20 protein-coding genes are annotated in these 26398 nt (G+C 63.7%); 9 read left to right on the top strand and 11 right to left on the bottom strand.

Annotated features, from left to right (window positions below; all coding sequences use genetic code 11):
- Positions 1-754 precede the first annotated feature (754 nt).
- The 3 genes from H9K76_RS08815 to H9K76_RS08800 all read left to right on the top strand — a co-directional run bounded on the left by H9K76_RS08815 (position 755) and on the right by H9K76_RS08800 (position 3762).
- Positions 755-1870: a phosphotriesterase family protein gene (locus H9K76_RS08815; RefSeq protein WP_187599635.1), complete on the top strand. Its 1116-nt coding sequence runs from the start codon at positions 755-757 to the stop codon at positions 1868-1870.
- Between the two features lie 182 nt (positions 1871-2052).
- Positions 2053-3009: a GNAT family N-acetyltransferase gene (locus H9K76_RS23615; protein WP_343066329.1), complete on the top strand. Its 957-nt coding sequence runs from the start codon at positions 2053-2055 to the stop codon at positions 3007-3009.
- 219 nt (positions 3010-3228) lie between these two features.
- Complete coding sequence (locus H9K76_RS08800; protein ID WP_187599633.1) at positions 3229-3762, top strand: PepSY domain-containing protein; 534 nt, start codon at positions 3229-3231, stop codon at positions 3760-3762.
- A gap of 44 nt (positions 3763-3806) precedes the next feature.
- Here the strand turns inward: H9K76_RS08800 and H9K76_RS08795 are convergent, their stop codons facing one another.
- Both H9K76_RS08795 and H9K76_RS08790 read right to left on the bottom strand, forming a co-directional pair.
- Positions 3807-4532: a FadR/GntR family transcriptional regulator gene (locus H9K76_RS08795; protein WP_187599631.1), complete on the bottom strand. Its 726-nt coding sequence runs from the start codon at positions 4530-4532 to the stop codon at positions 3807-3809.
- 138 nt (positions 4533-4670) lie between these two features.
- On the bottom strand, positions 4671-6005 hold the full coding sequence (locus H9K76_RS08790; protein WP_187599629.1) for an MFS transporter: 1335 nt from the start codon (positions 6003-6005) through the stop codon (positions 4671-4673).
- Positions 6006-6215: 210 nt separating this feature from the next.
- Here H9K76_RS08790 and H9K76_RS08785 point away from each other — a divergent pair, with 210 nt between their 5' ends.
- Entirely contained in the window at positions 6216-6791 is a 576-nt protein-coding gene (locus H9K76_RS08785; RefSeq protein WP_187600538.1) for an ureidoglycolate lyase, read from the top strand.
- Positions 6792-6796: 5 nt separating this feature from the next.
- Here H9K76_RS08785 and H9K76_RS08780 read toward each other — a convergent pair whose 3' ends face one another.
- From H9K76_RS08780 to H9K76_RS08770, 3 genes are all read right to left on the bottom strand, one after another.
- Positions 6797-8170 carry a TIGR03862 family flavoprotein gene (locus H9K76_RS08780; RefSeq protein ID WP_187599627.1) on the bottom strand — a complete coding sequence of 458 codons (1374 nt, stop codon included), beginning with the start codon at positions 8168-8170 and terminating at the stop codon, positions 6797-6799.
- A 132-nt stretch (positions 8171-8302) separates the two neighbouring features.
- Positions 8303-11812 carry a UvrD-helicase domain-containing protein gene (locus H9K76_RS08775; RefSeq protein ID WP_187599626.1) on the bottom strand — a complete coding sequence of 1170 codons (3510 nt, stop codon included), beginning with the start codon at positions 11810-11812 and terminating at the stop codon, positions 8303-8305.
- A 195-nt stretch (positions 11813-12007) separates the two neighbouring features.
- Positions 12008-14626, bottom strand: coding sequence for a PD-(D/E)XK nuclease family protein (locus H9K76_RS08770; protein WP_187599624.1), 2619 nt, complete (start codon positions 14624-14626; stop codon positions 12008-12010).
- Between the two features lie 108 nt (positions 14627-14734).
- Between H9K76_RS08770 and trxA the strand changes: the two genes are divergently transcribed.
- From trxA to H9K76_RS08745, 5 genes are all read left to right on the top strand, one after another.
- A complete protein-coding gene (trxA, locus tag H9K76_RS08765) occupies positions 14735-15064 on the top strand; it encodes a thioredoxin TrxA (RefSeq protein WP_187599622.1) in 330 nt (109 codons plus the stop codon).
- A 440-nt stretch (positions 15065-15504) separates the two neighbouring features.
- Complete coding sequence (gene rho, locus H9K76_RS08760) at positions 15505-16767, top strand: transcription termination factor Rho (protein ID WP_187599620.1); 1263 nt, start codon at positions 15505-15507, stop codon at positions 16765-16767.
- Between the two features lie 201 nt (positions 16768-16968).
- Complete coding sequence (locus H9K76_RS08755) at positions 16969-17226, top strand: type B 50S ribosomal protein L31 (RefSeq protein WP_187599618.1); 258 nt, start codon at positions 16969-16971, stop codon at positions 17224-17226.
- Between the two features lie 380 nt (positions 17227-17606).
- Positions 17607-19298: a hypothetical protein gene (locus H9K76_RS08750; RefSeq protein WP_187599616.1), complete on the top strand. Its 1692-nt coding sequence runs from the start codon at positions 17607-17609 to the stop codon at positions 19296-19298.
- The gene (locus tag H9K76_RS08745) at positions 19298-20662 is read left to right on the top strand and encodes an MATE family efflux transporter (RefSeq protein ID WP_187599614.1); all 1365 of its coding nucleotides are present in this window, start codon (positions 19298-19300) and stop codon (positions 20660-20662) included. The genes H9K76_RS08750 and H9K76_RS08745 overlap by 1 nt, the downstream gene beginning before the upstream one ends.
- On the opposite strand, the gene phoR is transcribed toward H9K76_RS08745, so the two are convergent.
- The 6 genes from phoR to pstC form a co-directional block, all read right to left on the bottom strand.
- A complete protein-coding gene (phoR, locus tag H9K76_RS08740; RefSeq protein WP_187599612.1) occupies positions 20595-22034 on the bottom strand; it encodes a phosphate regulon sensor histidine kinase PhoR in 1440 nt (479 codons plus the stop codon). The two genes, H9K76_RS08745 and phoR, sit on opposite strands and share 68 nt — an antisense overlap.
- A gap of 180 nt (positions 22035-22214) precedes the next feature.
- On the bottom strand, positions 22215-22922 hold the full coding sequence (gene phoB / locus H9K76_RS08735; RefSeq protein WP_187599610.1) for a phosphate regulon transcriptional regulator PhoB: 708 nt from the start codon (positions 22920-22922) through the stop codon (positions 22215-22217).
- Positions 22923-22939: 17 nt separating this feature from the next.
- On the bottom strand, positions 22940-23641 hold the full coding sequence (gene phoU / locus H9K76_RS08730) for a phosphate signaling complex protein PhoU (protein WP_187599608.1): 702 nt from the start codon (positions 23639-23641) through the stop codon (positions 22940-22942).
- 22 nt (positions 23642-23663) lie between these two features.
- The gene (pstB, locus tag H9K76_RS08725) at positions 23664-24449 is read right to left on the bottom strand and encodes a phosphate ABC transporter ATP-binding protein PstB (RefSeq protein WP_187599607.1); all 786 of its coding nucleotides are present in this window, start codon (positions 24447-24449) and stop codon (positions 23664-23666) included.
- Between the two features lie 39 nt (positions 24450-24488).
- The gene (gene pstA / locus H9K76_RS08720) at positions 24489-25373 is read right to left on the bottom strand and encodes a phosphate ABC transporter permease PstA (RefSeq protein ID WP_187599605.1); all 885 of its coding nucleotides are present in this window, start codon (positions 25371-25373) and stop codon (positions 24489-24491) included.
- Entirely contained in the window at positions 25370-26305 is a 936-nt protein-coding gene (pstC, locus tag H9K76_RS08715) for a phosphate ABC transporter permease PstC (RefSeq protein ID WP_246475504.1), read from the bottom strand. Before pstC ends, pstA begins: the two co-directional genes overlap by 4 nt.
- Between the last annotated feature and the right edge of the window lie 93 nt (positions 26306-26398).

Raw genomic sequence — 26398 nt, 5'->3', positions numbered from 1 at the left:
GGTTCGCTTCTTCAAAGAGGGTCTTTTCAGACGTTCGCAATGCTTGGCGCCAGTCCCGCCCAAGTACTCACAAATGACTTGCTTCAGGGGTACCGTTGGCCATACGCATGGCTGGTTTTGCACCCCTACAATCGATCCTTTCTCTTAAAAGTCAATTTCTATTAGAAAATCAAAATGCCTGGAGAGGGGCAATCTCATGCCTGTCCATCCGACAGTCAATCATGCATTGGCTTTCAAGAGATCGTAAGGCCCATGTAATTCGTCCACAGGAAACTGCAAATTAATGCCGTTTTCTCAAAAGAATTCCTTGCATCTCAGGCCTTCGAAGCGCGATTTTTTTGAAAACCCTCGCCCTGCACCCTCAGGCATTAGGCATCTGATCCGCTCCTGCCCTACATCGTTGTTGAGTCAGTCATAAATAGTCCATCGTCGCCTGGCATGGAATTTGACCGTGAAAATTCACCGAGCGGTGTTTTTACAACCGAGGAGGATTGCAAGATGATTGTTGCCATTGAAGCGTTGTTCAACCGCGCCAAACCGGCAAAAAAATGTTCAGAACGTTGACCAAACCCTGCAGCGAGCGGTTTGGGACACCCATGCACAGGTATTCGCCAATAGACCCAATTCCGTCATTGTCGAAATGACACACGCTTTTGTTGAATGACATTGATATCCTTTTCAGCACTCAAAAGGAGGATTGCCAACGTATTTCTCACTCGATGATATTCATTAAATCAATTATTTCGGAGACTCTATGAATTTCAGTACGTTGTTTCTGCCACTGATTGCCAGCGTGGCTTTGGTTGCTTGCGGAGGTTCTGATGGGAATAGTGGAATACCCGACATCAGCGGAAAGGCGCTGACCGTCAACGGCCCGATAGATCCCGACAAACTGGGAGCCACGTTGACACACGAGCATATTTTTATTAATTTTTCTCCACCCGATCACATTGACCCAGAGCCTACCAACGTCAATGTGTTAACCCCTGCAAGAAATCCGGGCGGCTTGACCTACTACCCTGACGCGCTGGCCGAAGTGTCCCGCTACAAGGCTTTTGGCGGCAAGACAATTGTTGATTTGTCGAACTTCGGCCTGGGCCGAGACCCCAATGCATTGAAGAGGATTTCCGATGACTCCGGCCTCAATGTCATTATGGGTGCCGGGGTTTACATGCGACCGTACCACCCAAGGGACATGGGCAGCGTCACAGTCGATGGGTTAATGAAAATCATTGTTGACGATATTACCGTCGGTGCTCAAGGGACCAAAATACGCTCAGGAGTTATTGGAGAGATTGGCCTTGGAGAATTTGGCAATCCCGATCAACTCATCCCCAATGAAATCAAGAGCGTAACAGCGTCTGCTCGGGCCGCACGGCTAACCGGGGCTCCGATGAACTTCCATACGTTCGTGACACCACGGGCAGCGCATGAAGTGTTGGACATGGTGGAAAAGGAAGGAGTTGACCTGAACCATGTAGTGATGTCACACACGGGTAACTTCCCCATTGCCGAGCTGGTTAAATTGATTGATCGTGGTGTTTATGTCGAGAATGACTTTTTCGGTGTGGCACCGGGTGAATTCGGAGCAGGGGGACCGCTTGACGTGGTTGCAGGACGTGTCGCAGACTGGGTCGTCGCACTGGCCGCCAAGGGGGACAAATACGCCAAACGTATTCTGATCTCGCATGACGTGTGCATTCAAGGACAAATGACTTTTAACGGAGGCGGCGGTTACGCCTTTATTCTGGAAAAAGTTGTGCCCCTTCTGAAGGGTCGGGTCAGCCAGGAAGTTATTGATGACATACTCGTCAATAATCCTCAGCGCGCCATGACGTTTGTCCGTCCGCAAGAATTGGTCAAGGCATAGCAAGCCCGCACTTGATCCGGTGCCGTCGTATTCCAGGTGGTCATGTACCCGCCTGGGATGCGGCGCACCTCTTCTTCAGGCCCTGCCCTGCATGTGCACCCTGCAGCCCTTATTCCCCCCGCAGAGCATCTGCCCCCTTCAACCCTCCCAGCTTTCAAGCAAGCCCCTTCACCTTTCGCCGCATGAAATACACCTATCGCCCAGCCACTCCCGACGACGCTGCTGCCTGCATCACCTTGCGCGGACAAACGCGGGAAAATGCATTTTCACGGGACGAACTGCAGGCCCTCGGAATCACCGAGGCCTCCTGGAGCGAGGGCATACGCATGGGCAGCCTGCCCGGTGTCGTGGCCTGCCAGGAAGGCACCATGGCAGGCTATTGTTTTGCGGACCGCGACAGTGGAGAAATCCTTGTCCTGGCGCTTCTGCCCGCCCATGAGGGCCAAGGCGTCGGAAGGGCCCTGCTGGCACAGGTCGTCGAGGGACTTCGGCAACGCGGGATCGGTCGGATTCATCTGGCTTGCTCCGCCGACCCGAAGGTGCGCTCCCACGGCTTTTACCGCCGCCTGGGACTGCGGGCAACCGGCGAGATCGACTCCTGGGGAGACGAGATCCTGGAACTTCCCGCCCAGCAGGAACTGCGGCTTGCGGACGCCCTGCCTGTGCCGACGAACGGCCTGCAGATCCGCCGAGCCACTGCCAAGGACGCCGAAGACATTCGGCGCATTCTCTGGGACACCTACGAAACCACCTGGAAGCCCGAGCTCACGGCGACGGCCATCGCACGTTTTGAAAGCTCCGGCAACACGGCCCGCTATGTCGATACCCGCCTCCGGGCCATGCGCGTCGCGGAATCTTACGGGACCATCGTGGGCTTTGTGGATTGGGAGCGTGACTTCATCGATGCGCTGCATGTCAGCCCCCTGCATCAGCACCAAGGCGTGGGCAGCCATTTGCTGGCGTTCGCGGAGACATGGATCGCAGCGGCCGGACACACCGGGGTGCAACTGGAGACGGACACCTTCAATCGCCAGGCACGCGGCTTCTACCAACGCCACGGATACCAGGAGACAGGCTACTGCCCCGACGAGGAATGGCACAGTGGCTTCACAACGGTGAAGATGGCCAAGACATTCTGAGAACATGTTCCTGATCTCCGGACCGGAGCAAGGTGCGGGAGAGCATCAACCGCCGTCTGCCGCTCATATCCGCAGTCCATAATTCACAAATCGATTGCAAGCGCATTCACGGATCTGCCTGGCCTGCGCGTCGACGGGCATCTGGCTGACGCAGACCATGCCCGTTGCTCACGGAAACTGAGACCGTCTTTCGTTTTGGAAATGAACAGGAACCTCATCATGAACATGAACCGCCTTGCAACCATCGCACTCGCTGTCTCGCTGACATGGACTGGCGCATCCGCCTTTGCCAGATCCGCAGCCGAGTGGCAGACCATCACCAGCCAGTCACAGGTGTCGCTCGGCCAGGCCGTGGAGAAAGCCGCACAGGCAGGTGGCGGCACGGTGATAGACATCGAACTCGACGACGGGGATGCCGCGCAGCCCCGCTACGAGGCCGATGTGGTGAACGCCGCCGGTGAACGCTCGGAAATCTGGGTCAACGCGGTGACCGGCGCTGCAGCGCTGCACAAATCCAAGGGCAAGGCCGGGAACGACGACGTGGCACGCATGAGGCAAGCCAGGATCACCCTGGCGCAGGCCATCGACACCGCGCTCAAGTCATCTCCGGGAACACCCGTGGCAGCGGAACTGGACAACCACTGGGGCACAGCCTCCTATGACGTCCAGGTGCTGCAGCAAGACGGATCGATCATGAAGATCAAGATTGACGCAGCGACCGGCGCAGTGCTGCGCAGCAAGCAGGATCGCTGAACAACGACCCCAGAGCCTTTCGCTCTCTGGCTTGCGGGGGCCTCTCAGCGCCCCGTCGGGAAATGCACCCCGGCACGCTGAGCCGCCTGGATGATGTGGGTTGTCATGGCTTGCTGCGCCGCGTCCGCACGGCCTGACTCCAGCCCGTCGATGATGGCTGCGTGCTCCTCGCAGGTGGCATGCCGGGCTCCACGCTTGTAGTAGGGAAGGCGTTGGCTTTCCTGCATGACGTCGCCGCTGTTGCGCAGGATCTCCGCCATCGCCTTGTTACCCGAGATCATTGCGATCTGCAGATGGAACTCGAAATCCAGCTGGCTCGCGTGGGCGAAGTCCCCGTTCTCGATGTGCTGGGTCATCGCCTGCCAATTGGTGCGCAGAAGCCGCAGGTCCTCGGGCTCGATGACCAGTGAAGCGAGGCGGGCGGCAAATCCTTCCAGCACGTAGCGCAACTGATAGACATCCGTCAGCGCATGCGAATCAGCAAAACGCCAGACTTCCGCACCCTGCACCTCGGGTGCCTGCGTGACGTAGACCCCCTTGCCGGGGCGGGACATCACGAGCCCCAGCCCCTGCAGTGTGGACAACGCCTCACGCAGCGAGGTACGGCTCACGCCCAGTCGGTCGGACAACTCGCGCTGCGACGGCAGCAGCGAACCCACCGGGTAGACACCCGACTCGATCCACTCGCGAATCACCCTGGCGGTGTTGCCGGCCACGGCCTGCGCACTGCCGGTGGAAGCGGGATGATGATTGCCGGTGACGGATTCCATGAGCAAAAAAGAAGCAGGTCGACGAGGGTCAGGAAGAGTACGGCGCGAACCGTGCAGGGATCGCCGTGATCGACATCACAATGAGCGCCGATCCCACCATCTTAGCCACGCCCGGGCCGACTCCACTCCAATCCCCCACTATTTGTTGACCAGCTTCGCCGGAACCGTATAGGTGAGGAAGGCACCGAACAGCAGCACGCCGGCCAGCACGAACATGGCAATGTTGGTGCTTTGGGTAGCATCCTTGATCAGGCCGATCATGTAGGGGCTGAGGAACCCGGCAAGGTTGGCAAACGAATTGATCATCGCAATGCCCGCCGCTGCGCCCGCGCTCGACAGGATGGCCGTCGGCAGGCTCCAGAACAGCGGCGAAGTTGCCAGGCTTCCACCTGCGGCCAAGGCGAGGGCCGCCAGCGACAGATAGACATTGCCACTGAACACCGCCGACAGGCTGAGACCCGCCGCACCCACGCAGAATGGAATGATCAGATGCCAGCGGCGCTCACGCATGCGATCCGAACTGCGGCTGACCAGCAGCATGGAGATCACGGCCACGGAAAACGGCACGGCGGTCAGCAGGCCGATTCGGAAGGCGCCCTGCACACCGGACTGCTGCACCAGCGTCGGCAGCCAGAAGGTCAGGCCGTACTGCCCCATCACCGTGCAAAAGCAGATCATGGCCATCTTCACGATGCGCAGGTCACCGACCAGTTGGCGCAGTGTCATGTGGCTCTGCTCCTTGGTCGCGTTCTCACGGGCGATGTTGCGCTCGAGGATCTGCTTCTCCGATTCGGTCAGCCACTTGGCCGAACGGATGTTGTTGTCAAGATAGGCAATCACTGCCAGGCCAAGCAGCAGCGAAGGAATCGCCTCGATCAGGAACAGCCATTGCCAGCCGCGCAGCCCCGCAACGCCCTGCATCAGGTCCATGATGCCTCCCGAGAGCGGGCCGCCCAGGATGCCCGACACCGGAATCGCGCACATGAACAGCGCCACCATGCGCGCACGGCGATACGACGGGAACCAGTAGGTCAGATAGAGGATCATGCCGGGATAGAAACCCGCCTCCGCGGCCCCCAGCAGGAATCGCAGCACATAGAACTGGGTAGGGGTCTTCACGAACATCATCGCCGCGGAGATCAGGCTCCACAGAATCATGATGCGCGCGATGGTGGCCTTGGCGCCGATGCGATGCATCAGCATGTTGCTCGGCACCTCGAAGAAGAAATAGCCGATGAAGAACAGTCCCGCCCCGAGGCCATACATGGCTTCGCTGAACTGCAGGTCCGCCAGCATGTGGAGCTTGGCAAATCCGACGTTCACGCGGTCGAGATACGCCGCGACATAGCACGCCATGATGAAGGGAAGCAATCGCCATGCGACCTTTCTATAGAGCGCCCCCTCGGTGGCCGACTCGTCGGCGAGCGCGCCCATGGCTCGCGAGCCGGCGGCAGATGCGGAAATGGATGACATCCTGAACTCCTTGCAGTGGCTGGTTTCAACTGGTATGACCAGTAATACTTATTGCTGCGTAAGGTAATTCATCAACAACGCCATAGCCACCGTAGTTTCCCTAGAAGATCAAAAAAACCTGGGCTTGACAAGTTGTCGGCAAAAAATCAAACTGGTATGAACAGTCAGATTTACCGTACCACCATGCCACCACCTATCGACACAACCCCGATGACGCTCGACGGCGCAGCCCACCGGCTCGAACTGCTTGCGCAGCCGCTCACGCCCGAAGCCTTTGCCGAATTTGGCGACGTGATCGACAGCACGGGCCACACCCCCATTCAGATCAATGATGGAATGACGGAGCGCTACCACGCGCTGGCGCGCGTCGATGTCGGCAATGCCGAAGGCGAAGCGTTGATCAATCTTTTCCACGCGCTGCCGTACACGCTGCCCATGCGCCTTCTCAGCATGGAGCGGCACCCGCTGGGAAGCCAGGCATTCATTCCACTGGACAACCGCGCATTCCTCGTCGTGGTGGCGCCCAGGGGCGAGGCCATCGACCCCAAGGATGTGCGTGCGTTCATTGCCAGCGGCACCCAGGGCGTGAACTATCACGCAGGCGTCTGGCACCACTCATTGATTGCCCCTCGCGAAGCCGCCCGGTTTCTGGTGGTCGACCGGGGAGGCCCCGGACACAACTGCGACGTGCTGCCCTTCAGCGAAGGACTGACGGTGGTTCTCGACGTCGCAGCGAGCGAAGCAAAGACTCAGCCCCTCAAGGCCGCAGTCACGACCGCTGCTTGACGGCTTCAGGCCAGCAGACGCTGGCGTGCGCCCTTTCCTGCCAGATGTCCCGTGGCAAAACAGGCGGTCAGCAGGTAACCGCCCGTCGGCGCCTCCCAGTCCAGCATCTCGCCGGCGCAGAACACGCCCGGCATCGCGCGCAGCATGCAGTGCTCGTCGAGCGCATCCAGCCTCACCCCGCCCGCCGTGCTGATGGCCTCGTCCATCGGCCGCGCGGCAACCACGGTGATCGGCGCGGCCTTGATGGCGCGGGCCAGAACCACAGGATCGTTCATCTCATCCTTGCCCAGTTGCTCATACAGCAAGGCGGCCTTGATGCCATCCAGGTGCAGGCGGCTCTTGAGGTGATTGCTCAGGCTGCGTGAGCCACGCGGATGGCGCAGTTCCTGGAGTACCCGCTCGTGCGAGAGCGCGGGCAACAGGTCGATGGTGAATGTGGCGGTGCCGTTCGCCTCGATCTCGTCGCGCAGCAGGGCAGAGACCGCGTAGATCAGGCTGCCCTCGACACCGGTCTCGGTGGCAACGAACTCACCTCGTCGCTGAAAATGCCGCCCCCGGCTGTCCGTGAACTCGATGGCAACGGACTTGAAGGGCTGGCCCGCGAAGCGCTCCTTGAAATGAGGGCTCCAGCCTACGCCCTGTTCCCCTTCCGCCTGCCCGATCAGTCCGCGCAGGAACTCGCGACGGGTTTCGCCCAGCGGGGCGTGCGCACGCAGGGTATCGAACCCGCAGTTCGCGGCGCGCAGCGGTGCCACGGGCACGCCGGCGTCGACAAGCATCGGGACCCAGGCGCCATCGGACCCCAGGCGCGCCCAGCTGCCGCCGCCAAGTGCCAGAACCACGGCGCGAGCCTCTACCTCCACCGCACCTTCGGGCGTGCTGAACAGCATGGCATGGGCGCCTTGCGCATCGGAGGCAGAGGCCACGAGTTCCGCCTCGCGCCACCCCTCCCAGCGATGGCGCATGTGGAACGCCACACCCTGTTGGCGCAAGCGCTGCAGCCATGCGCGCAACAGTGGAGCGGCCTTCATGTCCTTCGGGAAGACACGCCCCGACGTGCCGACAAAGGTTTCGATACCCAGGGCCTGCGCCCACTCCTGCAGGTCCTGCGCGCCGAATCGGCCCAGCCATGTCTCCACGGTGCCGCCGGCATCGCCGTAGCGCTGCACGAAGTGATCGAACGCCTCGGAATGCGTCAGGTTCAGCCCGCCCTTCCCCGCCAGCAGGAACTTGCGTCCCACGGACGGCTTGCCGTCGAAGACCCTCACAACAAGGCCCTGCTCGGCAGCGGCCTCGGCGGCCATCAGGCCTGCCGGGCCTCCGCCGATGATGGCGACGTCGCATGACAAGGGAGAAAGGGAACTGGAAATTTCTGGCATGGGAAAAGACTGGAAAAACTCGGCGGCATCCGCACGGTATGGGCCCGTATGCGCCCATGCATCTCAGTGCTGCATATCGCGTCGTGTCTCGGGCCGGCCTCTGCACCTCTGCGCCGCCCCGTCAGGAACGGCTCAGAACAACGACCCTTGCTGCGGCGGCTCTTCAGCCGGCGCGCGGGCCGCCGGCTTGGCTGCGCGCTTTTTGACAAGGGGCGTATTGTCCACCTTATCGGCGGCCTCCCGCGCGGACGGGGTGATCTGGCCGGCGGAATCGATCTCCAGCATGCGGCCATCCCCGGTGAGAAACGCGGCATGGACCTCCCCCTCGGCTCCAAGCTCCAGGGTCACGGCCTCGAGATACCGGCGCAGTTGCTCGATCAGGGCAGGCTGGTTCTGGGGCTCGGCCGCCGTCTTGTAGTCAAGCACCCACCACTGCCCCTCCGAGTCCTGCGTGGAGCGGGTGCGCACCAACCGGTCGATGCGCAGGCTCTGCCCGCGATAGACCAGCGGGGCCTCGTTGATGGCCCGGTCGATCACCGTCCGATCCCAGGCCCACGCCCCCTGCCCGCGCAGAATGCGCTGCGCGATGGTGGCCGCGGCCCGCGCCGACTCGGGCTGCAACTCGAATTCCCTCGCCAGGCGCGCGATGCGGGCCTCGCTCCAGCCTGTCTCGCATAGTTGCGCGAGCGACGGCCCCACGACGCCGGCGTGCTCAAGCAATTGGTGCATGGCCTCGCCCTGGCGCGATGCGGGAGTGGACGGCGTGGCCTCTGGCAGCACGAAGGCATTGCGGCCGATGGCCTGCACGGCCGCGGGAGCGGTTTCCGCCACAGCCGCACCCGCATAGACGGGCAGTTCCAGGATGCGCGCGTGCACCTGGGCCGCCTCGGCACCGTGGGTCATCTCGCCCTCCAGGGCCGGCGCGTCGATCACACAATCCTCGAGCCGTGTCCACCATGTGGCCGACTGCGAAGCCTTGCCCGGTTGCGTGGCGGACACCACCAGGCATTCCTTCGCGCGCGTCATCGCCACGTACAGCGTATTGAGCTCCTCCCGCTTGCGCTCGCGCTTTTCCGATTCGAGCAGATCGAGCGCACTCGGTGGTGGATTCGACTCGCTCGCCAGGAACACGAAATGCTTCGGGTATTCCTGCTCACCCGGCCAATCGACCAGTGCCCCCATTGTTTCCGCTTTCTGCGCCCCTGCGCAGGTGTCGAGCAGCAGCACCGCATGCGCCTCGAGGCCCTTGGCGCCATGAATGGTGAGCAGCCGCACGGCCTGCTGGTCGGCACGACCCGGCGCACGCATGCCCGGCCTCTTCATGGCCCGCACGAAGGCATAGGGAGTGAGGTAGCGCCCTCCATCGAGCTGCAGCGCAGCCGCCAGCAACGCGCGCAGGTTGGCCAGCACTGCATCACGCTGGGTCACCACGGCCGCCGCGGCGTACCTTGCATAGACATCCGCGTGCTTGTAGATGGCGTTCAGCGCATCATGCGGCGGAAGGGCATCAACCCAGCCCTTGTACAGCTTCATTCGCTCGCCCGCGCGCTGCAGGGAATCGGAGAGCGCCTCGCCCGCATCGGTGACCACGTCGAACCAGGTGCGCCCGTCCCACTCGGGCTGCCTGCGCAGCAGCGCAATCTCGGCGAGCGCGGCGTCGCCCAGGTCGAACAGGGGCGACTTGAGCGCACGAGCCATCGACAGGTCGTGCGCCGTGGACACCAGTGCGTCGAGCAGGGCCACGACGTCCTGCACCTCGGGCGCCTCGCACAGCTCGGTCTTCTCGGGCTGCACGCAGGGGATGTGCAACTCGCGCAGCGCCTCCTCCATCTCTGCAAGGCGCGCCCGCTTGCGGGCCAGCACCATGATCTCGCGCGCGGGCGTACCCTGCGCGATCTGCGCAGCCACCCACTGCGCGGCCTGCACACACTCGCGCATGCGCAACGTCTCCTCGGCCTCGTGGCGCTGGGTGGTCAGGGTGTCGCGCCATGCGGCGGCGGGTTCCGTGTCCGCATCTCCCACGTCGCCACCTGCTTCCGGCGCATCGCTCGCGTCATCTCTTGCCGATATCAACGGCAGGCGCCACAGCTGGCCTGCACTGCCCGATTCGGTGGTGTGGTCACGAAAGCCGGAGTACTCGCCGTCGGCCTGGGCGCCCTGCATGACGCGGTTCACCGCATCGATTACCCCGGTAGCATTGCGCCGGGTGTGGTCGCAGGCCAGCACGTCGCCCCCGAGGCCTTCACGCACAAAGTGCTGTGCAGCGATGAAGACCTGGGGCTCCGCGCGGCGAAAGCGGTAGATGCTCTGCTTGGGATCGCCCACGATGAACACGCTCGGCGCCCCCGAACCGCCTCCCGATCCCGCATAGCCCGAGAGCCAGGCATGCAGGGCCTGCCATTGCAACGGGTTCGTATCCTGGAACTCATCGACCAGCAGGTGACGCACCCGGGCATCGAGCCGCTCCTGCACCCAGCCGCTGAGCACGGGATCGGACAGCAGGATCAGTGCCGTGCGCTCCACGTCATTCATGTCGATCCAGCCGCGTTCGCGCTTGAGCGCACCAAACTGTGCGATGAGCACGCGGGCAAGCCGTGCAATGCGCTGCTGATGCAGCCAGGCCTCATGCTGGCGCTGCGCGGCGCACAGCACGAGCAGCTCCGCTTCCGCCTCCTGCGCCACCGGAAACTTGCGCAGATGGGTGGTCAGCCGATCTTCCTTGGCCACGAAGAAGGCGGAGCGCAGCATCGCAAGGCGCGTGGCCGGATCGGGGTGAAGAAAGGCATCGACAACCGCCTCGGCCGCCTTGAGCGGCGTCTTCGCCGTCTCGCTGCCCAGCACCTTGGAGCGCGCATGCCAGCGGTCCATCGCGGCATCGCCGGCCAGCGCATCGGCCGGTTCGTCGAAGCCCGCCAATGCCGGATACGCCTCGGCAAACGAGGGCACGGAGGCATCGATCACTCCGGCATCGTCCGCCAGCGTGAATTCGACCCGCTTGTCCAGCGCGGCCTCCAGTGCCCGGTGCGTCTGCCAGCGGCCATGCAGGGCGACGGACGCCTCGTAGTCGGCCCGCAGGCCGGCATCACCGGCAAGCGCGGCAAGAAACGGCCGCCATACTTCACGCACGGCCTCGGCGTCGTCTTCCAGCAGCTCGAAGTGTGCGGGCATGCCCAGCGATTGCAGCACCTGCAGCGGCGCCGTTCCCAGCAGTGCCGCGAACCAGCTGTGGAACGTGCGGATCTGCACCGGCCGGCCACTGTCGAGCAGCCTGCGGTAGAGCCCGCGCAAGGCACCCGACTGCTCCTTCACGCGCAGCGCGTCCACGCCGCGCGCAAGCAGCTCCTTCTCCAGCTCATGCTCCGGCTTGCCGGAAAAGTCCTCGAGCCATTCCTGAAGACGCTGGCGCATTTCCCCGGCCGCCTTCTTGGTGAATGTGATGGCCAGGACCTCATGGGGCTCGGCTCCCTCCAGCAGCGCGCGCAGGATGCGCGAGACCAGCATCCAGGTCTTGCCCGCTCCGGCGCAGGCCTCTACCGCGACGCTGCGCCGCGGGTCGCAGGCGATCGCATAGAACGCTTCGCGGGTAACGCCCTGGCCGTTGTGTTCGTATGCCGCGCCTGGGGCTGTGGGTGATGTGGACATCTCGTCAGTCGGGGTTGTGGTTTTGGGGGCCGCTGCTTATTGCCGGCAATGAGCGCGCCTTAAAAAACTGGCACGCCCTATTCATGGGCAGCCGAGCAAGGGCCGCCCCGCAGCGAGGGCTGCATCCCCCTTCCCGGCCTGCGCAGCAGTTCGAGAGAAGGGGGAAGGCGCCAAGCGACTCAGGGGGATGCACCTCTACCTCCAGAAATCCTTGCGGCACAGGCCGCGCGCAGCGCAGTATCCGCATACAGCGCCCTCGCCCAGTGCCTGCATCGGCGCACCCTCTGCAATGCGCTGCACGTCGTGCCGGATGCCTTCCAGAAGCTCGTCCCGCAACTGCACCACATCCTCCTGCTCGAAGGAACGGGTCTCCCCGCGCTCACCGACATTCACATAGGCCGCACGCAGCACGTCGTCCTGAAGCAGGGCCGCATAGAACGCGAGCTGCAGATCCTCGGAGCCCGCGTGAATGCGCCTGCGCGTACTCTGCTCGTTCTCGGTCTTGTAGTCGATCACCATGCGCACGGCAGGGCCCGGGGCATCGGTACGCGAGATGTCGATCCGATCCAGTTTGCCGACCAGCGTCAGGTCGCCAAGCGGTTGCTGCGCCTCATGCTCCGCCATGCTGAAACGTGCCCCTTCACCCTCGTGCTTCGCGAGCCAGTGCAGGTAGCCGTTGCGCAGCGCGGGCCACCCCGCGAAAAACGGAAGGAAGTCCCCTTCATCCAGGTGTTGCTCGCGCGTGGCCCTGGCCGCGCTCTCGTCCATCAATGCGATGCGCCGAGCAAGGTCGTCCGTCGGATTTTCTGCCAGCGCAATATGGAAGAACTGCAGCGTCGCATGCAGCCAGGTGCCGAAGTCGCGCTTGTCCACTTCGGCGTCAAGCTCCTCGGATTCCTGCAGCCGCAACTGGCGCAGTGCGTAGAAGCGATAGGGACAATGCCGCAGGTCGGAATAGGCCGACGAAGAGAGTTTCAACACCGGGAACTGCGTGGCCTCGGGCATGGGCCGCTCCGTGGGATTCAGGGCCACATCACGGGGCACGCGGACATCGTGGCCCCCCTGCGCCCCGCCCATGTCGAGTGCCAGGGCAAGCACCAGGGGGCTGGCCAGCAACGGCTCGCCGCCCTCATCGCTGGTGCGCCAGAGAATATCGACGCGGGGCACACGCACCGCCTGGCGCCATGCGCCGCGCTGCGCCTGCTCGAACTCCTCGCGCGTCGGCAGGCCCAGCGCTTCGCGCTGTGCACGGGTCCACGGCCCGGGAGGCTCGGGCGCGGCCAGCATGCGCTTTTCATCGCAGCCGGGCAAGACCAGCGCGGCGAAGGGTCTGGCCAGCAACTGCGGCATGGGCAGCACGATGACAGGGGCGTCGGGCGACGAATCGGGTCGGAACCGGCCGGCTTCCAGCACTTCGTTGGCCCATTTGCTGAACTGCGCCAGATTCATGCTGCGCTGCGATCCGCCCAGAGACTCAAGATCTGCCTCGAGTCCCTCGGGCAGGCGCAATTCCGCAAGCACCTTGGCACCCGCCGCATCCTCGCTCATGGAATCCCAGATGCCCGTGTGCCGCAACTGCTCACGCAGCACCGCCAGCCATCCGGCCAGCGGCCGCGCGCCTTTGAGCTCGGCCCTCCAGGCCTCGGCCTGCTCGATCAACGCATGCAATTCCGGCTGCGATCGGGGCTCGTACCTGCGCGCGCGGCTCCATTGGCGCACCCCCAGGCTCCGCAGCCAGCGCTCAAGCTGCGGCAGCAACGGCACCGCTTGCGACGGCAGATGCTTGAGCCAGTCAATGACATCGTCGGACGACGCTTGCCAGGCAGCCGCGCGGAGGATTGCCATGATCTGCGCGGCCGCCCGCGTGGTGGACATGGTCCAGCCGCTTTCATCCTTCACCTGCACCCCCGCGCCCTCGAGGAGCGCTGCCACGCGCCGCGTGAGCGCGCGGTCGGTCGCTGCCAGTGCAACGGGCAGGCGCCCTTCAGCCAGGTGCTGCATGACGCATGCCGCAGCCCGCTGCGCTTCATCCTCGGCATCGAGCGCTTGATGCATGGCGATGTGCGATGCTGCCCCCCACTCCTCGGCCGAGGCGGTATCCGACGGCAGGTTTGATTCACCCTCCCCGAACGCGTCGTCGTCCGACAAAAAAGCCTCGGGCAGCGATATCGACAATCCAGCGGTCTGCCAATGTGCGAGCAGCGCCGCGCCCAGCGGATCGATGTGAAAACCCTGCAGCACCACCAGCATCGGTACGGCATCGCGCACACCTTCACCGAACAGCACGTCGGTCTCGGGCTCGGAGGCCAGGACCCATTCAAGCGCCACGCGTGCCGCGGCGGCCTCAAGTTGCAGCGCCTCCCCGGCAAGCGGCGCGGCGATCTGCTCGCGAGCACGCTGTGCCCAGGCGTCGCGCTCCACAGGCTGAATCGCCGCGACCAGTGGGGCCAATTGCTGCGCCATCTCAAGCATCAGGCTGAGCATGGCATCGGCGTGCGCCTCGAGCCCCGCAGCTTCGAGCAACGAACGCCCGGTCAGCGCATCACACCCTACATCCAGGCGAAGGCCATTGCCACCCGTCGGCTCTCCGCCCAGCGCGGTTGCCCAGTTACGGGTGGTCTCGAAGCGGGGCATGAATCCGTCGGGATAAAGGGCCGCCCACTGCGCGCGCGCCTGCGCCATCAGGTGCGCATAGGGAACCAGCACCACGACGCTGGCCGGATGGATGCCCCGTTCGCCGGCGGCACGCGCCACAGCCTCCAGCACCCGCCTCCAGCCGACAGTCACCAAATTGCTTCTAGCTATTACTGTCATAGCATTGTTTTCTGCGGCCATACCGTGATGCGGGGAATCAGTTTCTGTCACAATTATTCCACTGTAAACGTACCGGCCATATTCAATAGCTGTAATCAAGGAAAGCCCATGGCAAACGATCTCATCAAACACATTTCGGACAGCAGCTTCGAAGCCGACGTCCTCAAGGACGGCGGTGCGGTGCTGGTGGACTACTGGGCCGAGTGGTGCGGTCCCTGCAAGATGATTGCACCCATTCTGGATGAAGTGGCTACCACCTACCAGGGCAAGCTCACCATCGCCAAGATGAATGTGGACGAGAACCGTGAAATTCCCGCCAAGTTCGGCATTCGCGGCATTCCCACGCTCATGCTGTTCAAGAATGGCGAACTGGCAGCCACAAAGGTCGGCGCGCTCAGCAAGGCCCAGCTGACGGCCTTCATCGACCAAGAGATTTAAGAGCATCCCCCTGAGGCGCTTTGCGCCTTCCCCCTTCTCTCGAACTGCTGCGCAGTTCGGGAAGGGGGACGCCGCCAGCGCCGCGGGGCGGCCCTTGCGCGGCGGCTCTCGCATGCGCCCTGCCCGTTTCATACGGCGTGCTCATTGCTTCCGCGTTCAGAGCAGCGAAGGTGCCCCTTGCAAAGAGCCCTCATTTCAAGGCTCGGGAACGCGTTTCCACTCGAGTCCGCACATCTCAAGGATGAAAGCGTTCGCAACGCGGTGACGCGCTTGTCCAAAATCCTGTCATAATCTCTGCTGATCGATTCGCCACGTTGCAAAAGCTGGCGACTGAAATCCCGATCACCAGCTCGCCAAGCGCCTATCCGGCCCGCACGGCAGACAGCTAAAGCTCCCCCAGGCATTTCGTATTCTTCATCACTCCGTTCAGGAGTCACCCCATGCACTTAAACGAACTCAAGGCACTGCATGTGTCTGAAGTCCTCAAGCAGGCTGAAGAGCTTGAGATCGAAAACGTCGGCCGCATGCGCAAGCAGGAGCTGATGTTCGCCATCATCAAGAAGCGCGCAAAGGCAGGCGAACAGGTGTTTGCCGATGGCGTCCTGGAAATCCTGCCCGACGGTTTCGGCTTCCTGCGCAGCCCGGACACCAGCTACACGGCCAGCACGGACGACATCTACATCTCCCCGAGCCAGGTGCGCCGCTTCAACCTGCACACCGGCGACATGATCGAGGGCGAGGTCCGCACGCCCAAGGACGGCGAACGCTACTTCGCGCTCACCAAGCTCGACAGCGTGAATGGCGGCCCTCCGGAGCAGAACAAGCACAAGGTGCTGTTCGAAAACCTGACGCCGCTGTTCCCCAAGGAACAGATGCGCCTCGAGCGCGACATCAAGGCCGAAGAGAACATCACCGGCCGCATCATCGACATCATCGCCCCCATCGGCCGCGGCCAGCGCGCGCTGATCGTCGCGCCTCCGAAGAGCGGCAAGACGGTGATGATGCAGCACATTGCGCATGCCATCACCGCCAACAATCCCGACGTCCACCTCATGGTCCTGCTCGTTGACGAGCGCCCCGAGGAAGTGACCGAAATGCAGCGTACGGTGAAGGGCGAGATCATCGCCTCCACCTTCGACGAGCCTGCCGCACGCCATGTGCACGTCGCCGAGATGGTGATCGAGCGCGCCAAGCGCCTGGTCGAGCTGAAGAAGGACGTGGTGATCCTGCTGGACTCGATCACCCGCCTGGCCCGCGCCTACAACAACGTCGTCCCCTCCTCCGGCAAGGTGCTCTCGGGCGGTGTGGACGCCAACGCACTGCAGCGCCCCAAGCGCTTCTTCGGCGCGGCGCGCAAAGTGGAGGAAGGTGGTTCGCTGACCATCATCGCCACCGCCCTGGTCGACACCGGCAGCCGCATGGACGAAGTGATCTTCGAAGAGTTCAAGGGCACCGGCAACTGTGAAATCCACCTGAACCGCCGCCTCTACGAGAAGCGCGTGTTCCCGGCCATCGAGATGAACAAGAGCGGCACGCGTCGCGAGGAACTGCTGCTGGCTCCCGAGATCCTGCAGAAGACCCGCATCCTGCGCCAGTTCATGTACAACATGGACGAGATCGAGTCCATGGAACTCATGATCAAGAACATGAAGGCCACGAAGACCAACGTGGAATTCTTCGACATGATGCGCCGCGGCGGCTGATACGCCGCTTCGGCCGGCACGGCCCGACCCGTGCGAACGGGAAAAAATGCCTCGCACGCCCTCGCCTGCGAGGCATTTTCGTTACAGGGGCGCGCTCAATTGCGGCACGCGGCCGTTTCATGCAATAATAGAGAGCTTTTTCGTGCGGAAAGTACGCCAGACTGGCTGGCACGGCTCCCGCAGCTGACCTGAAGGAAGATCATGAAAGAAGGCATCCACCCCGACTACCGCGAAGTTCTGTTCGTGGACCTGTCCAACGGCTTCAAGTTCGTTACGCGTTCCTGCGTAAACACCAAGGAAACCGAAACGTTCGAAGGCAAGGAATACCCGCTGTTCAAGCTGGATACCTCCAGCGAATCGCACCCGTTCTACACCGGCACACAGAAGTCCGTGGACAACATGGGCGGCCGCGTGGAGCGTTTCCGCAACCGTTTCGGTAAGACCTCCATGTCGAAGTAAGTTGCGTCCGCCGCATGCCGCATGGATTGTGCGGCGTTCGGCAGGCCACGCGCAAAAAGGCAGTCCGGGCATCCGTACTGCCTTTTTTATTTCGGGTTTCCCGCTATGCTTGTGCACTTGGCGGTCTAGGGAACCTCTGCAAAACTCCCTGCCATCGTCTGAACGCGGCCTCGGGCGATCCGCAGCGTTGTCTTTTTCGTCAATAGCTACTGCTATTGCCTTCAAAAGACGCCTTGCGGCTCATCCCGATCCGCGTCCAGCCGATTGGCGAGGGTTTTGCAGAGGCTCCCCAGGTCGTTCATTAGTCCATCGATGACCGGTGAACCTGCGCAGCACCCGCCCTCTCCCGTCCCCCTCCCATCACAACTGTCCGCGTCAGTGTGAACTATCCCACTCCCGCCATCGTCGCCCAAAGTGCCGTTCGTCCGCTTCCGCGCTGGGCGCTGCTGATGCTGTGCGCCGCCTACGTGATCTTCGGCTTTGTCGGCCGCGACCCGTGGCGCAACTCCGACATCACGGCCTTCGGCTACATGCATGAGCTGGCGCTGGGCAATACCTCCTGGCTGTCACCGACCCTTGCCGGGCTGGCGCCCGACATCGACGGATTGCTGCCCTACTGGCTGGGCGCCTGGGCCATCCGTATCGCACCGGACTGGATCCCGATGGAGTTCGCCGCCCGCCTGCCGTTTGTCGCGATGCTGGCGCTGACGCTGGCCGCCACCTGGTACAGCGTCTACTACCTTGCCCGGCAGCCCGGCGCGCAGCCGGTCGCCTTCGCCTTCGGAGGCGAGGCCTATCCACTCGACTATGCCCGTGCCGTCGGTGACGCTGGGCTGCTGGCGCTGATCGCCAGCCTCGGGCTGGCACAGTTGTCGCACGAGACGACAGGTTATCTCACCCAGCTGTGCTGTACGGCCCTGGTGTTCTTCTCCGCCTCCAGCATTCCCCATCGCCGCAATGTCTCCGCGCTCTATGGCCTCGCCGGCCTGCTCGGCCTGTCGCTCAGCGGGGCCCCCACGGTGTCGGTGCTGCTGGGGCTGGGCAGCGCCGTGATCGCGGGCAACTCGGGGCTTGCATCGCATTCCAAGCGCATCGAAAGCGCGGTGATCCTGGCCATGGCCACGCTGCTGGCAGCCGCTGTCGCATGGGCTCTCGGCCTGTGGCGCTTCAACGCGGTGGCTCCCGGCGGCTTCAAGGAATTCCAGAGCTACTTCCGACTGATCCTGTGGTTCTGCTGGCCCGCGTGGCCGCTGGCCCTGTGGACGGTCTGGCGCTGGCGCCACCAGATCTTCACCCGCGAATGGAACCGCCATCTGCTGCTGCCCCTGTGGTTCGTGCTGGTGGCCCTGTGCGCAATGACCACCTCGCGCCCCTCCGACCGCGCCCTGCTGCTGGGCCTGCCCGCGCTGGCCGCGCTCGCCGCCTTCGCGCTGCCTACGCTGCGCCGCAGCATCGGTGCATTGATCGACTGGTTCACGCTGATCTTCTTCAGCATCTCGGCCATCACCATCTGGGTGGTCTGGATTTCCGTGCAGACGGGCTTCCCTCCCAAGCCCGCCGCCAACGTGGCTCGCCTGGCGCCCGACTATGTCCCCACGTTCTCGCTCCTCGCCTTCATCCTGGGCCTGGGCGCCACCATTGCCTGGTGCGCATTGGTGTGGTGGCGCGCCTCGCGCAACCGCGACGCAATCTGGAAGAGCCTGATCCTGCCCGCCAGCGGTGCGACGCTCGGCTGGATCCTGCTCATGACGATCTGGCTGCCCATGCTCAACTACGGACGCAGCATGGCGCCGCAAATCCGCCCCGTGGTGGCACTCATCACCGACAAGAGCGGCTGCGTGGGCGGATACGGCCTGAGCCGCGCCCAACTGGCCGCCCTCACCTACTACGGGCAGATCCAGGTGGCGAACGCGCGCAATGCGGACCACTGCGAATGGATCGTCGCCGATGCGGCCACCATTCCCACGATCAGCGAAGTGTGGCCCAAGGACCAGTGGGAGCAGGTAGGCTCCGTCGCACGCCCCACCGACAAGAACGATCAGCTCGTCGTATTGCGCAGGCGCGCTCCCTGATGAACGAGCGGGGCATCATCCTGCGCCACGCCGTCACGGTGCTGGCGGGGCAGCTGGCCATCATGGCCTTCGGCGTAACCGATACGGTCGTGGCCGGTCGCTACTCAGAAGGTGCGCTGGCCGCACTGTCGATTGGCTCGGCGGTGTTCATCAGCGTCTACGTGGCACTGATGGGCGTGCTGCAGGCACTGCTACCCATCTGGGCCGAGCAGCGCGGCGCATCGCATTCGGCAGCGCTCGGTGCGAGCGTGCGCCAGTCGCTCTACCTGTGCGCCGCGGCCTGCGTGATCGGCATGTCAATCCTGCTTTCGCCCGACGCCATCCTGCGCTGGACGGACGTGCCCGAGGAACTGCGCGGTGAGGTGCGCCGCTACCTGCACATCCTGGCGTTCGCACTGCCGCCCGCGCTGCTGTTCCGCATCTACAGCACGCTCAACCAGTCCCTGGGCCATCCGCAACTGGTGACATGGCTGCAGGTGGCCTCGCTCGCGCTCAAGATCCCGCTGTCGATCTGGTTCACCTTCGGGGGAGCGGGCCTGCCCGCGCAAGGCGCGGCCGGCTGCGCCTGGGCCACGCTGACGGTGAACTACGCTCTGTTCCTGTGCGGCCTGTACATGGTGCGCACGCAGCCCATGTACGCCTCCTACGCGCTGTGGCGGCGCATGGAGCGGCCCGACTGGGCACGTCTCGGACGCTTCTTGCGGCTGGGCATTCCGGCGGGCCTGTCCATCCTCGTCGAGGTCACCTCGTTCACGCTGATGGCCCTGTTCATCGCCCGCCAGGGCACGCTGGCCGCGGCGGCACACCAGATCCTCGCGAACATGGCGGCGGTGCTGTACATGGTGCCGCTGTCCCTGGCCATCGCCACGAGCGCCCGGGCAAGCTACTGGCGCGGCGCCGGCAACGAGGCGAATGCACGTGCGGCCGTGATCACCGGCTGGAGGCTCGCGACTTTGGCGGGCGTGGTGCTGACACTCACCCTGCTTCTCGCCCGCGACCAGGTGGCCGCCTTCTACTCGACCAACGCCCAGGTGGTTGCCCTCGCCAGTGCCCTGCTCACCTGGGTGGCCGCTTATCACATGGCGGATGCGATCCAGACCCTGTGCATCTTCGTGCTGCGCAGCTACCGCATCACCTTCGCGCCCTTCCTGGTCTATGGCCTGATGCTGTGGGGCGGCGGCCTGGCAGGCGGCTACCTTGTTGCCTACCGTGGCCTGTTCGGCCTGGGGCCCTACGCCTCCCCGGCCCCGTTCTGGGCCTGCAGCGCGGCCGCCCTGGCCGTGACGGCTGCGATCTTCAGCGCATTGTTGTGGCGTGCTCTGCAGCGCTTTCGGAGTGAGCAGGTGCAGGAGAAGCAGGGGTAGCGACCGGCGCCACGGCAGTTGCTGCAGCAGCCGCCTTCGACGCGCACGGTTTCACACGCGATGCGGGAAAGACCACGGCGAAGGTCGAGCCCTTGCCCACCACGCTCGTGATGTGCAGCGTCGCGCCATGGCGCTGCACCGCATGCTTGACGATCGCAAGCCCCAGCCCCGTGCCACCCGTCTCGCGCGAGCGGCTGCGGTCCACGCGATAGAAACGCTCGGTCAGGCGCGGCAGGTGCTCGGGGGCGATGCCGGGGCCGGTATCCGACACCGAGAAGCGTGCCGTGCCATTGTCCAGCGTCTCCCAGTTCACCCGGATCGAGCCCCCCGCAGGCGTGTAACGCACCGCGTTGTTGACCAGGTTGGAGAGCGCGCTCTGCAGTTCTGCATTCACGCCCGCCAGCATGCCGCCGGCCTTCATCGCCGCAGGCGCCGGGAAGACGATCTCGTGTTCCTTCTTCTGGTTCATCGACAGCGTCGCCGACAGTCCGCGCGCCTCCTCCTCGCTGCGACGCAGCAGCGCTTCCACGGGAATCCATTCGTTCATGCCGGGCAGCGGGCTGCCTTCCAGCCGTGAGAGTGTGAGCAGATCCTGCACCACGCTCTGCATGCGCGCGGCCTGCTGGGACATCATGCCCAGATAGCGCAGCCGCTCGTCCTCGGTGAGCGGCAGCGTCTGCAGTGTCTCGACAAAGCCCATCAGCACCGTGAGCGGCGTGCGGATCTCGTGCGAGACATTCGCGACGAAGTCACGGCGCATCGCCTCGGCCTGCTCGAGCGCCGTGATGTCCTGCGACAGCAGCAGCTTGCGCCCATCGCCATAGGGGTGCAGCTGCACCGAGATGCGCACCGGCCGCGCGGGCGTGCTCGCACGGCCCTGCAGCACGAGCGGGCGCGAGAAATCATGCCTGCCGTAATAGGCGCTGAAATCCGGGTCGCGCACCAGGTTGCCGATGGACTGCATCAGGTCGCGCTCCACATCGAAACCGAAATGACTCTCCGCCATCTGGTTGCACCACTCGATATGCCCCTGGTCGTCCAGCAGCACCACGCCGTTGGGCGATGCCTGCAGCGCGGCAAGGATGTCGTGCAGCCGGTCGTCGCTTGCCTTCACCTGAAGCTGTCCATGGCGTACCAGCCGCCTTGCGCGATCGGCCGCCTCGCCCCACATGCCGCGCAGCGCGGGTGCCGTGCGCGGATCACCATCGCGCAGCCACCTCAGCACGCGGCCGCCACGCCAGATATCCCATATGAACCAGCACCAGGTGGCGATGCAGGCGCCGCTGACGCCGCCCCACAGCCCTGCGTACAGCCATCCCAGCAAGCCGCCGGTGGACTGAAAACCGATGAAGAAGATAAAACGCCAGAGCATGGTGCGCGTGAGTGGCGGCAATCACGGGAACTGCCGCAAAGGGAGAAGAGATGCCGTTATACGCCGAAGCCGGTTTCCCGTGGAAATCCGGCCGCCGGTGTCACGGGCCGCAACGGAAAACAGGCCCTGCGGCCTGTTTCCTGAAAAGTACCCCAATGGCCGCAGCCAGGTCGGCTGCGATCAGGCCTGCATCAATGCAGGAGGCTGCGCCGTCAGGCGGTATCCTGCGCCGCGCACGGTCTCGATCATCACCGAAGCCGAGCCCAGTGCCTCGCGCAGGCGCTTCACATGCACGTCCACCGTGCGCTCCTCGATGAACACATGGTCGCCCCAGACCTTGTCCAGCAGCTGCGCGCGGCTGTGCACGCGCTCCGAGTGCTTCATCAGGAAGTGCAGCAGCTTGAACTCCGTTGGCCCCACCTTGAGCCCCTGGCCCTGGTGCGTGACGCGGTAGGTCGCGGCGTCCAGCGTCAGCTCGCCGATGGTCACGCTGTCGCTCACCTGTTCAGGTGCGCGGCGGCGCAGCACGGCACGGATGCGTGCGAGCAGTTCCTGCGTGGAGAAAGGCTTGGTGATGTAGTCGTCCGCGCCGGCATCGAGGCCCGCCACCTTGTCGGGCTCGTCGCCACGCGCCGTCAGCATCAGGATGGGGATCGGCTTGGTACGCGGATCGGCGCGCCACTTGCGGGCCAGTTGCAGGCCGCTCTGGCCCGGCAGCATCCAGTCCAGCAGGATCACATCGGGCAGCACGGCATCGAGCTCGCGCTGTGCGGAGTCGCCATCTTCGGCCCAGATGGGCTGGAAGCCGTTGTGCCGCAGGTTCACCGCCACCAGTTCGGCGATGGCGGATTCATCTTCGACGATCAGTACACGAGGTAGTTTCTTCATTCGATGCACCGCCTTTCTCAGGCCACTGTCGACTCGATCTCGTCGAGCGCAGTGTGACGCACGTCCTTGCCCTTCACAAGGTAGATGATCAGTTCGGCCACGTTCTTGGAGTGGTCTCCGATGCGCTCGATGGCCTTGGCCAGGAACAGCAGGTCGAGGCTCGCGGAGATGGTGCGTGGGTCTTCCATCATGTAGGTGATGAGCTTGCGCACGAAGCCGTCGAATTCCTTGTCGATCAGATCGTCTTCCTTCAGGATGTCGAGCGCTGCCTTGGTATCCAGGCGAGCGAACGCATCCAGCGCCTTGCGCAGCAGGCCGGACGCGAGGTCGGCCGCCACGCGCAGGTCGCTCGATGGCAGCGAGCGGGCCGCGCCGCTCTCGATGATGGACTTGACCATGCGCGCCATGCGGGTGGCTTCGTCGCCCATGCGCTCCAGGTTGGCGATGGCCTTGCTGAACGCGATCAGCAGGCGCAGGTCGCGCGCCGTCGGCTGGCGGCGGGCGATGATGGAAGAGAGTTCGTGATCGATCTCCACCTCCATCGAGTTCACGCGCTTTTCCAGCTCTTCCACCTGGTCGGCCGCCTCGACGCTGAAATGCGACAGCGCATAGATGGCCTGGCGGATCTGCGACTCCACGATACCGCCGAGTTCCATCACACGCGAGGAGACGCTGTTCAGTTCGCTGTCGAACTGCGAAGAAAGGTGCTTATCTACCATGTTGTTATCCCCTTGGAGTCCATTAGCCGAAACGGCCGGTGATGTAGTCTTCAGTTTCCTTGCGCTGCGGCTTGAAGAACATTTGTTCCGTGTCGCCGAATTCCACCAGGTCGCCCAGGTACATGTAGGCCGTGTAGTCGCTGCAGCGTGCGGCCTGCTGCATGTTGTGGGTCACGATGACCACGGTGTAGTCGTTCTTCAGTTCGGCGATCAGCTCTTCCACCTTGGCGGTGGAGATCGGGTCCAGCGCCGAGCAGGGTTCGTCCAGCAGCAGCACTTCGGGCTTGATCGCGATGCCGCGCGCAATGCACAGGCGCTGCTGCTGGCCGCCCGAAAGGCCCGAGCCGCTCTGGTGCAGCTTGTCCTTCACTTCGGTCCACAGCGCCGCCTTGCGCAGCGCCCACTCCACGCGCTCGTCCATGTCGGTTGCGTTCAGGCTTTCGAACAGCTTCACGCCGAAGGCAATGTTGTCGTAGATGGACATAGGGAACGGTGTGGGCTTCTGGAACACCATGCCCACCTTGGCACGGATCAGGGCCACGTCCTGCTTGGACGTGAGCAGATTCTCACCGTCCAGCATGATCTCGCCTTCCGCGCGCTGCTCGGGATACAGCTCGAACATGCGGTTGAAGGTACGCAGCAGGGTCGACTTGCCGCAGCCCGAGGGGCCGATGAACGCAGTCACCTTGTTCTCGGGGATGTCGAGATTGATGCCCTTGAGCGCGTGGAACTTGCCATAGTAGAAGTTCAGGTTGCGCACCGTGATCTTGGACGGCGAAGGCGACAGGCTGTTCTTGATGGGAGCCATGATGCGATATTCCTATGCTCTTGAATTCTTGAATTCGATTTACTTTTGGCGCGTGACGACACGGGCCAGGATGTTCAGGCCCAGCACCGCGAGCGTGATCAGGAACACGCCGGCCCATGCCAGGTGCTGCCAGTTTTCGTACGGGCTCATCGCGAACTTGAAGATGGTGACCGGCAGGCTCGCCATCGGCTTGCCCAGGTCGCCATTCCAGAACTGGTTGTTCAGCGCGGTGAACAGCAGCGGAGCGGTTTCACCGGCAATACGGGCAACGGCCAGCAGCACACCGGTGATCACACCGGCACGGGCGGCGCGCAGCGTCACCATGGTGATGACCTTCCACTTGGGCGTGCCCAGTGCATAGGCCGCTTCACGCAGGCTCGCGGGCACCAGGGTCAGCATGTTCTCGGTCGTGCGGATCACCACCGGAATCACGATCAGCGCCAGCGCCAGGATGCCGGCATAGGCCGAGAAGCTCTTGAAGCGGGCCACCACGATGGCGTAGACGAACAGGCCGATCACGATCGACGGAGCGGACAGCAGGATGTCGTTCACGAAACGGGTGACCGAGGACAGCCAGCCGCGCGGATCGTATTCGGCCAGATAGACGCCGGCCATGATGCCGATGGGCGTGCCGACGAACGTGGCCAGCGACACCATCACCACCGATCCGAAGATCGCGTTGGCAATGCCGCCGTCCTCGTTCGGTGGCGGGGTCATCTCGGTAAACAGCGTCATGCTGAGGCCACCCACCCCCAGGCGCAGCGTTTCCCACAGGATCCAGATCAGCCAGAACACGCCGAAGGCCATGGCGGCGAGCGACAGCGTCAGCGCGATCTGGTTGAGACGCTTGCGGCGGTTGTAGCGTGCGGCGCGCACCTTGGAGAGTTCCTGTGCGGCGATGAGTTGTGCAGAAGTCGTATTCACGAACGTGCTCCTTCGGCTTTCTTCAGACGGTTGAGCAGCAGCTTGGAGAGCGAGAGCACCACGAAGGTGATGAAGAACAGCACCAGGCCCAGGTAGATCAGCGAAGCCTGGTGCAGGCCCTCGCCGGCTTCGGCGAATTCGTTGGCCAGCGCCGAGGTGATGCTGTTGGCGGCCTCGAAGACCGACAGGGAATTCAGCTGGTTCATGTTACCGATCACGAAGGTCACCGCCATAGTCTCACCCAGGGCGCGGCCCAGGCCCAGCATCACGCCGCCGAGCACACCGGCCTTGGTGTAGGGCAGAACCACCTTCCAGACCACTTCCCAGGTTGTGGAGCCGAGGCCGTAGGCCGATTCCTTGAGCAGTGCGGGAGTGACCTCGAACACGTCGCGCATCACCGAAGCGATGAACGGGATGATCATGATCGCCAGGATGATGCCGGCGGACAGGATACCGATGCCCACGGGAGGGCCGGAGACCAGCGCGCCCAGGAACGGCACGCCGTTGAGCAGCTTCTGCAGCGGCTGCTGCACATAGGTGGCCAGGATGGGGCCGAACACCATCAGGCCCCACATGCCGTAGACGATGGAAGGAACGGCCGCCAGCAATTCGATGGCCGTGCCGAGGGGGCGCTTGAGCCAGGCGGGCGAGAGCTCGGTCAGGAACAGCGCAATGCCGAAGCTGACGGGCACGGCGATGATCAGCGCGATGGCCGACGTGGCCAGCGTGCCGTAGATCATCACCAGGCCGCCGTATTCGTTCTGCACCGGATCCCAGACGCTGCTGGTGAGAAAGCCGATGCCGTACTTGCTGATGGACGGCCAGGCGCCGATCACCAGCGAAATCAGGATGCCGACCAGCAGCAGCAGGGTGAGCAGCGCGGCGCCGCGCGCGCACCAGCCGAACAGACGGTCAACGAAAGCGCCGGCCATCGGGGCGGACCGGGGCGGGGGGGTGTTCTTGGTCACTCTCTCCACATCCTTCAAGGAAGAATTGGACGATGATACGGGCAGTGTTGTGGACAC

The organism is Diaphorobacter ruginosibacter (assembly GCF_014395975.1).
Lineage (GTDB): Bacteria > Pseudomonadota > Gammaproteobacteria > Burkholderiales > Burkholderiaceae_C > Diaphorobacter_A > Diaphorobacter_A ruginosibacter.
The sequence above is the reverse complement of the archived record's forward strand: the minus strand, read 5'-3'. Positions and strand labels throughout refer to the sequence as shown.

Bases quoted from the DNA above. Each gene is read 5' to 3' on its own strand.
- H9K76_RS08815 (WP_187599635.1), top strand. From the start codon at position 755: ATGAATTTCAGTACGTTGTTTCTGCCACTGATTGCCAGCGTGGCTTTG.
- H9K76_RS23615 (WP_343066329.1), top strand. From the start codon at position 2,053: ATGAAATACACCTATCGCCCAGCCACTCCCGACGACGCTGCTGCCTGC.
- H9K76_RS08800 (WP_187599633.1), top strand. From the start codon at position 3,229: ATGAACATGAACCGCCTTGCAACCATCGCACTCGCTGTCTCGCTGACA.
- H9K76_RS08795 (WP_187599631.1), bottom strand. From the start codon at position 4,532: ATGGAATCCGTCACCGGCAATCATCATCCCGCTTCCACCGGCAGTGCG.
- H9K76_RS08790 (WP_187599629.1), bottom strand. From the start codon at position 6,005: ATGTCATCCATTTCCGCATCTGCCGCCGGCTCGCGAGCCATGGGCGCG.
- H9K76_RS08785 (WP_187600538.1), top strand. From the start codon at position 6,216: ATGACGCTCGACGGCGCAGCCCACCGGCTCGAACTGCTTGCGCAGCCG.
- H9K76_RS08780 (WP_187599627.1), bottom strand. From the start codon at position 8,170: ATGCCAGAAATTTCCAGTTCCCTTTCTCCCTTGTCATGCGACGTCGCC.
- H9K76_RS08775 (WP_187599626.1), bottom strand. From the start codon at position 11,812: ATGTCCACATCACCCACAGCCCCAGGCGCGGCATACGAACACAACGGC.
- H9K76_RS08770 (WP_187599624.1), bottom strand. From the start codon at position 14,626: ATGACAGTAATAGCTAGAAGCAATTTGGTGACTGTCGGCTGGAGGCGG.
- trxA (WP_187599622.1), top strand. From the start codon at position 14,735: ATGGCAAACGATCTCATCAAACACATTTCGGACAGCAGCTTCGAAGCC.
- rho (WP_187599620.1), top strand. From the start codon at position 15,505: ATGCACTTAAACGAACTCAAGGCACTGCATGTGTCTGAAGTCCTCAAG.
- H9K76_RS08755 (WP_187599618.1), top strand. From the start codon at position 16,969: ATGAAAGAAGGCATCCACCCCGACTACCGCGAAGTTCTGTTCGTGGAC.
- H9K76_RS08745 (WP_187599614.1), top strand. From the start codon at position 19,298: ATGAACGAGCGGGGCATCATCCTGCGCCACGCCGTCACGGTGCTGGCG.
- phoR (WP_187599612.1), bottom strand. From the start codon at position 22,034: ATGCTCTGGCGTTTTATCTTCTTCATCGGTTTTCAGTCCACCGGCGGC.
- phoB (WP_187599610.1), bottom strand. From the start codon at position 22,922: ATGAAGAAACTACCTCGTGTACTGATCGTCGAAGATGAATCCGCCATC.
- phoU (WP_187599608.1), bottom strand. From the start codon at position 23,641: ATGGTAGATAAGCACCTTTCTTCGCAGTTCGACAGCGAACTGAACAGC.
- pstB (WP_187599607.1), bottom strand. From the start codon at position 24,449: ATGGCTCCCATCAAGAACAGCCTGTCGCCTTCGCCGTCCAAGATCACG.
- pstC (WP_246475504.1), bottom strand. From the start codon at position 26,305: ATGGCCGGCGCTTTCGTTGACCGTCTGTTCGGCTGGTGCGCGCGCGGC.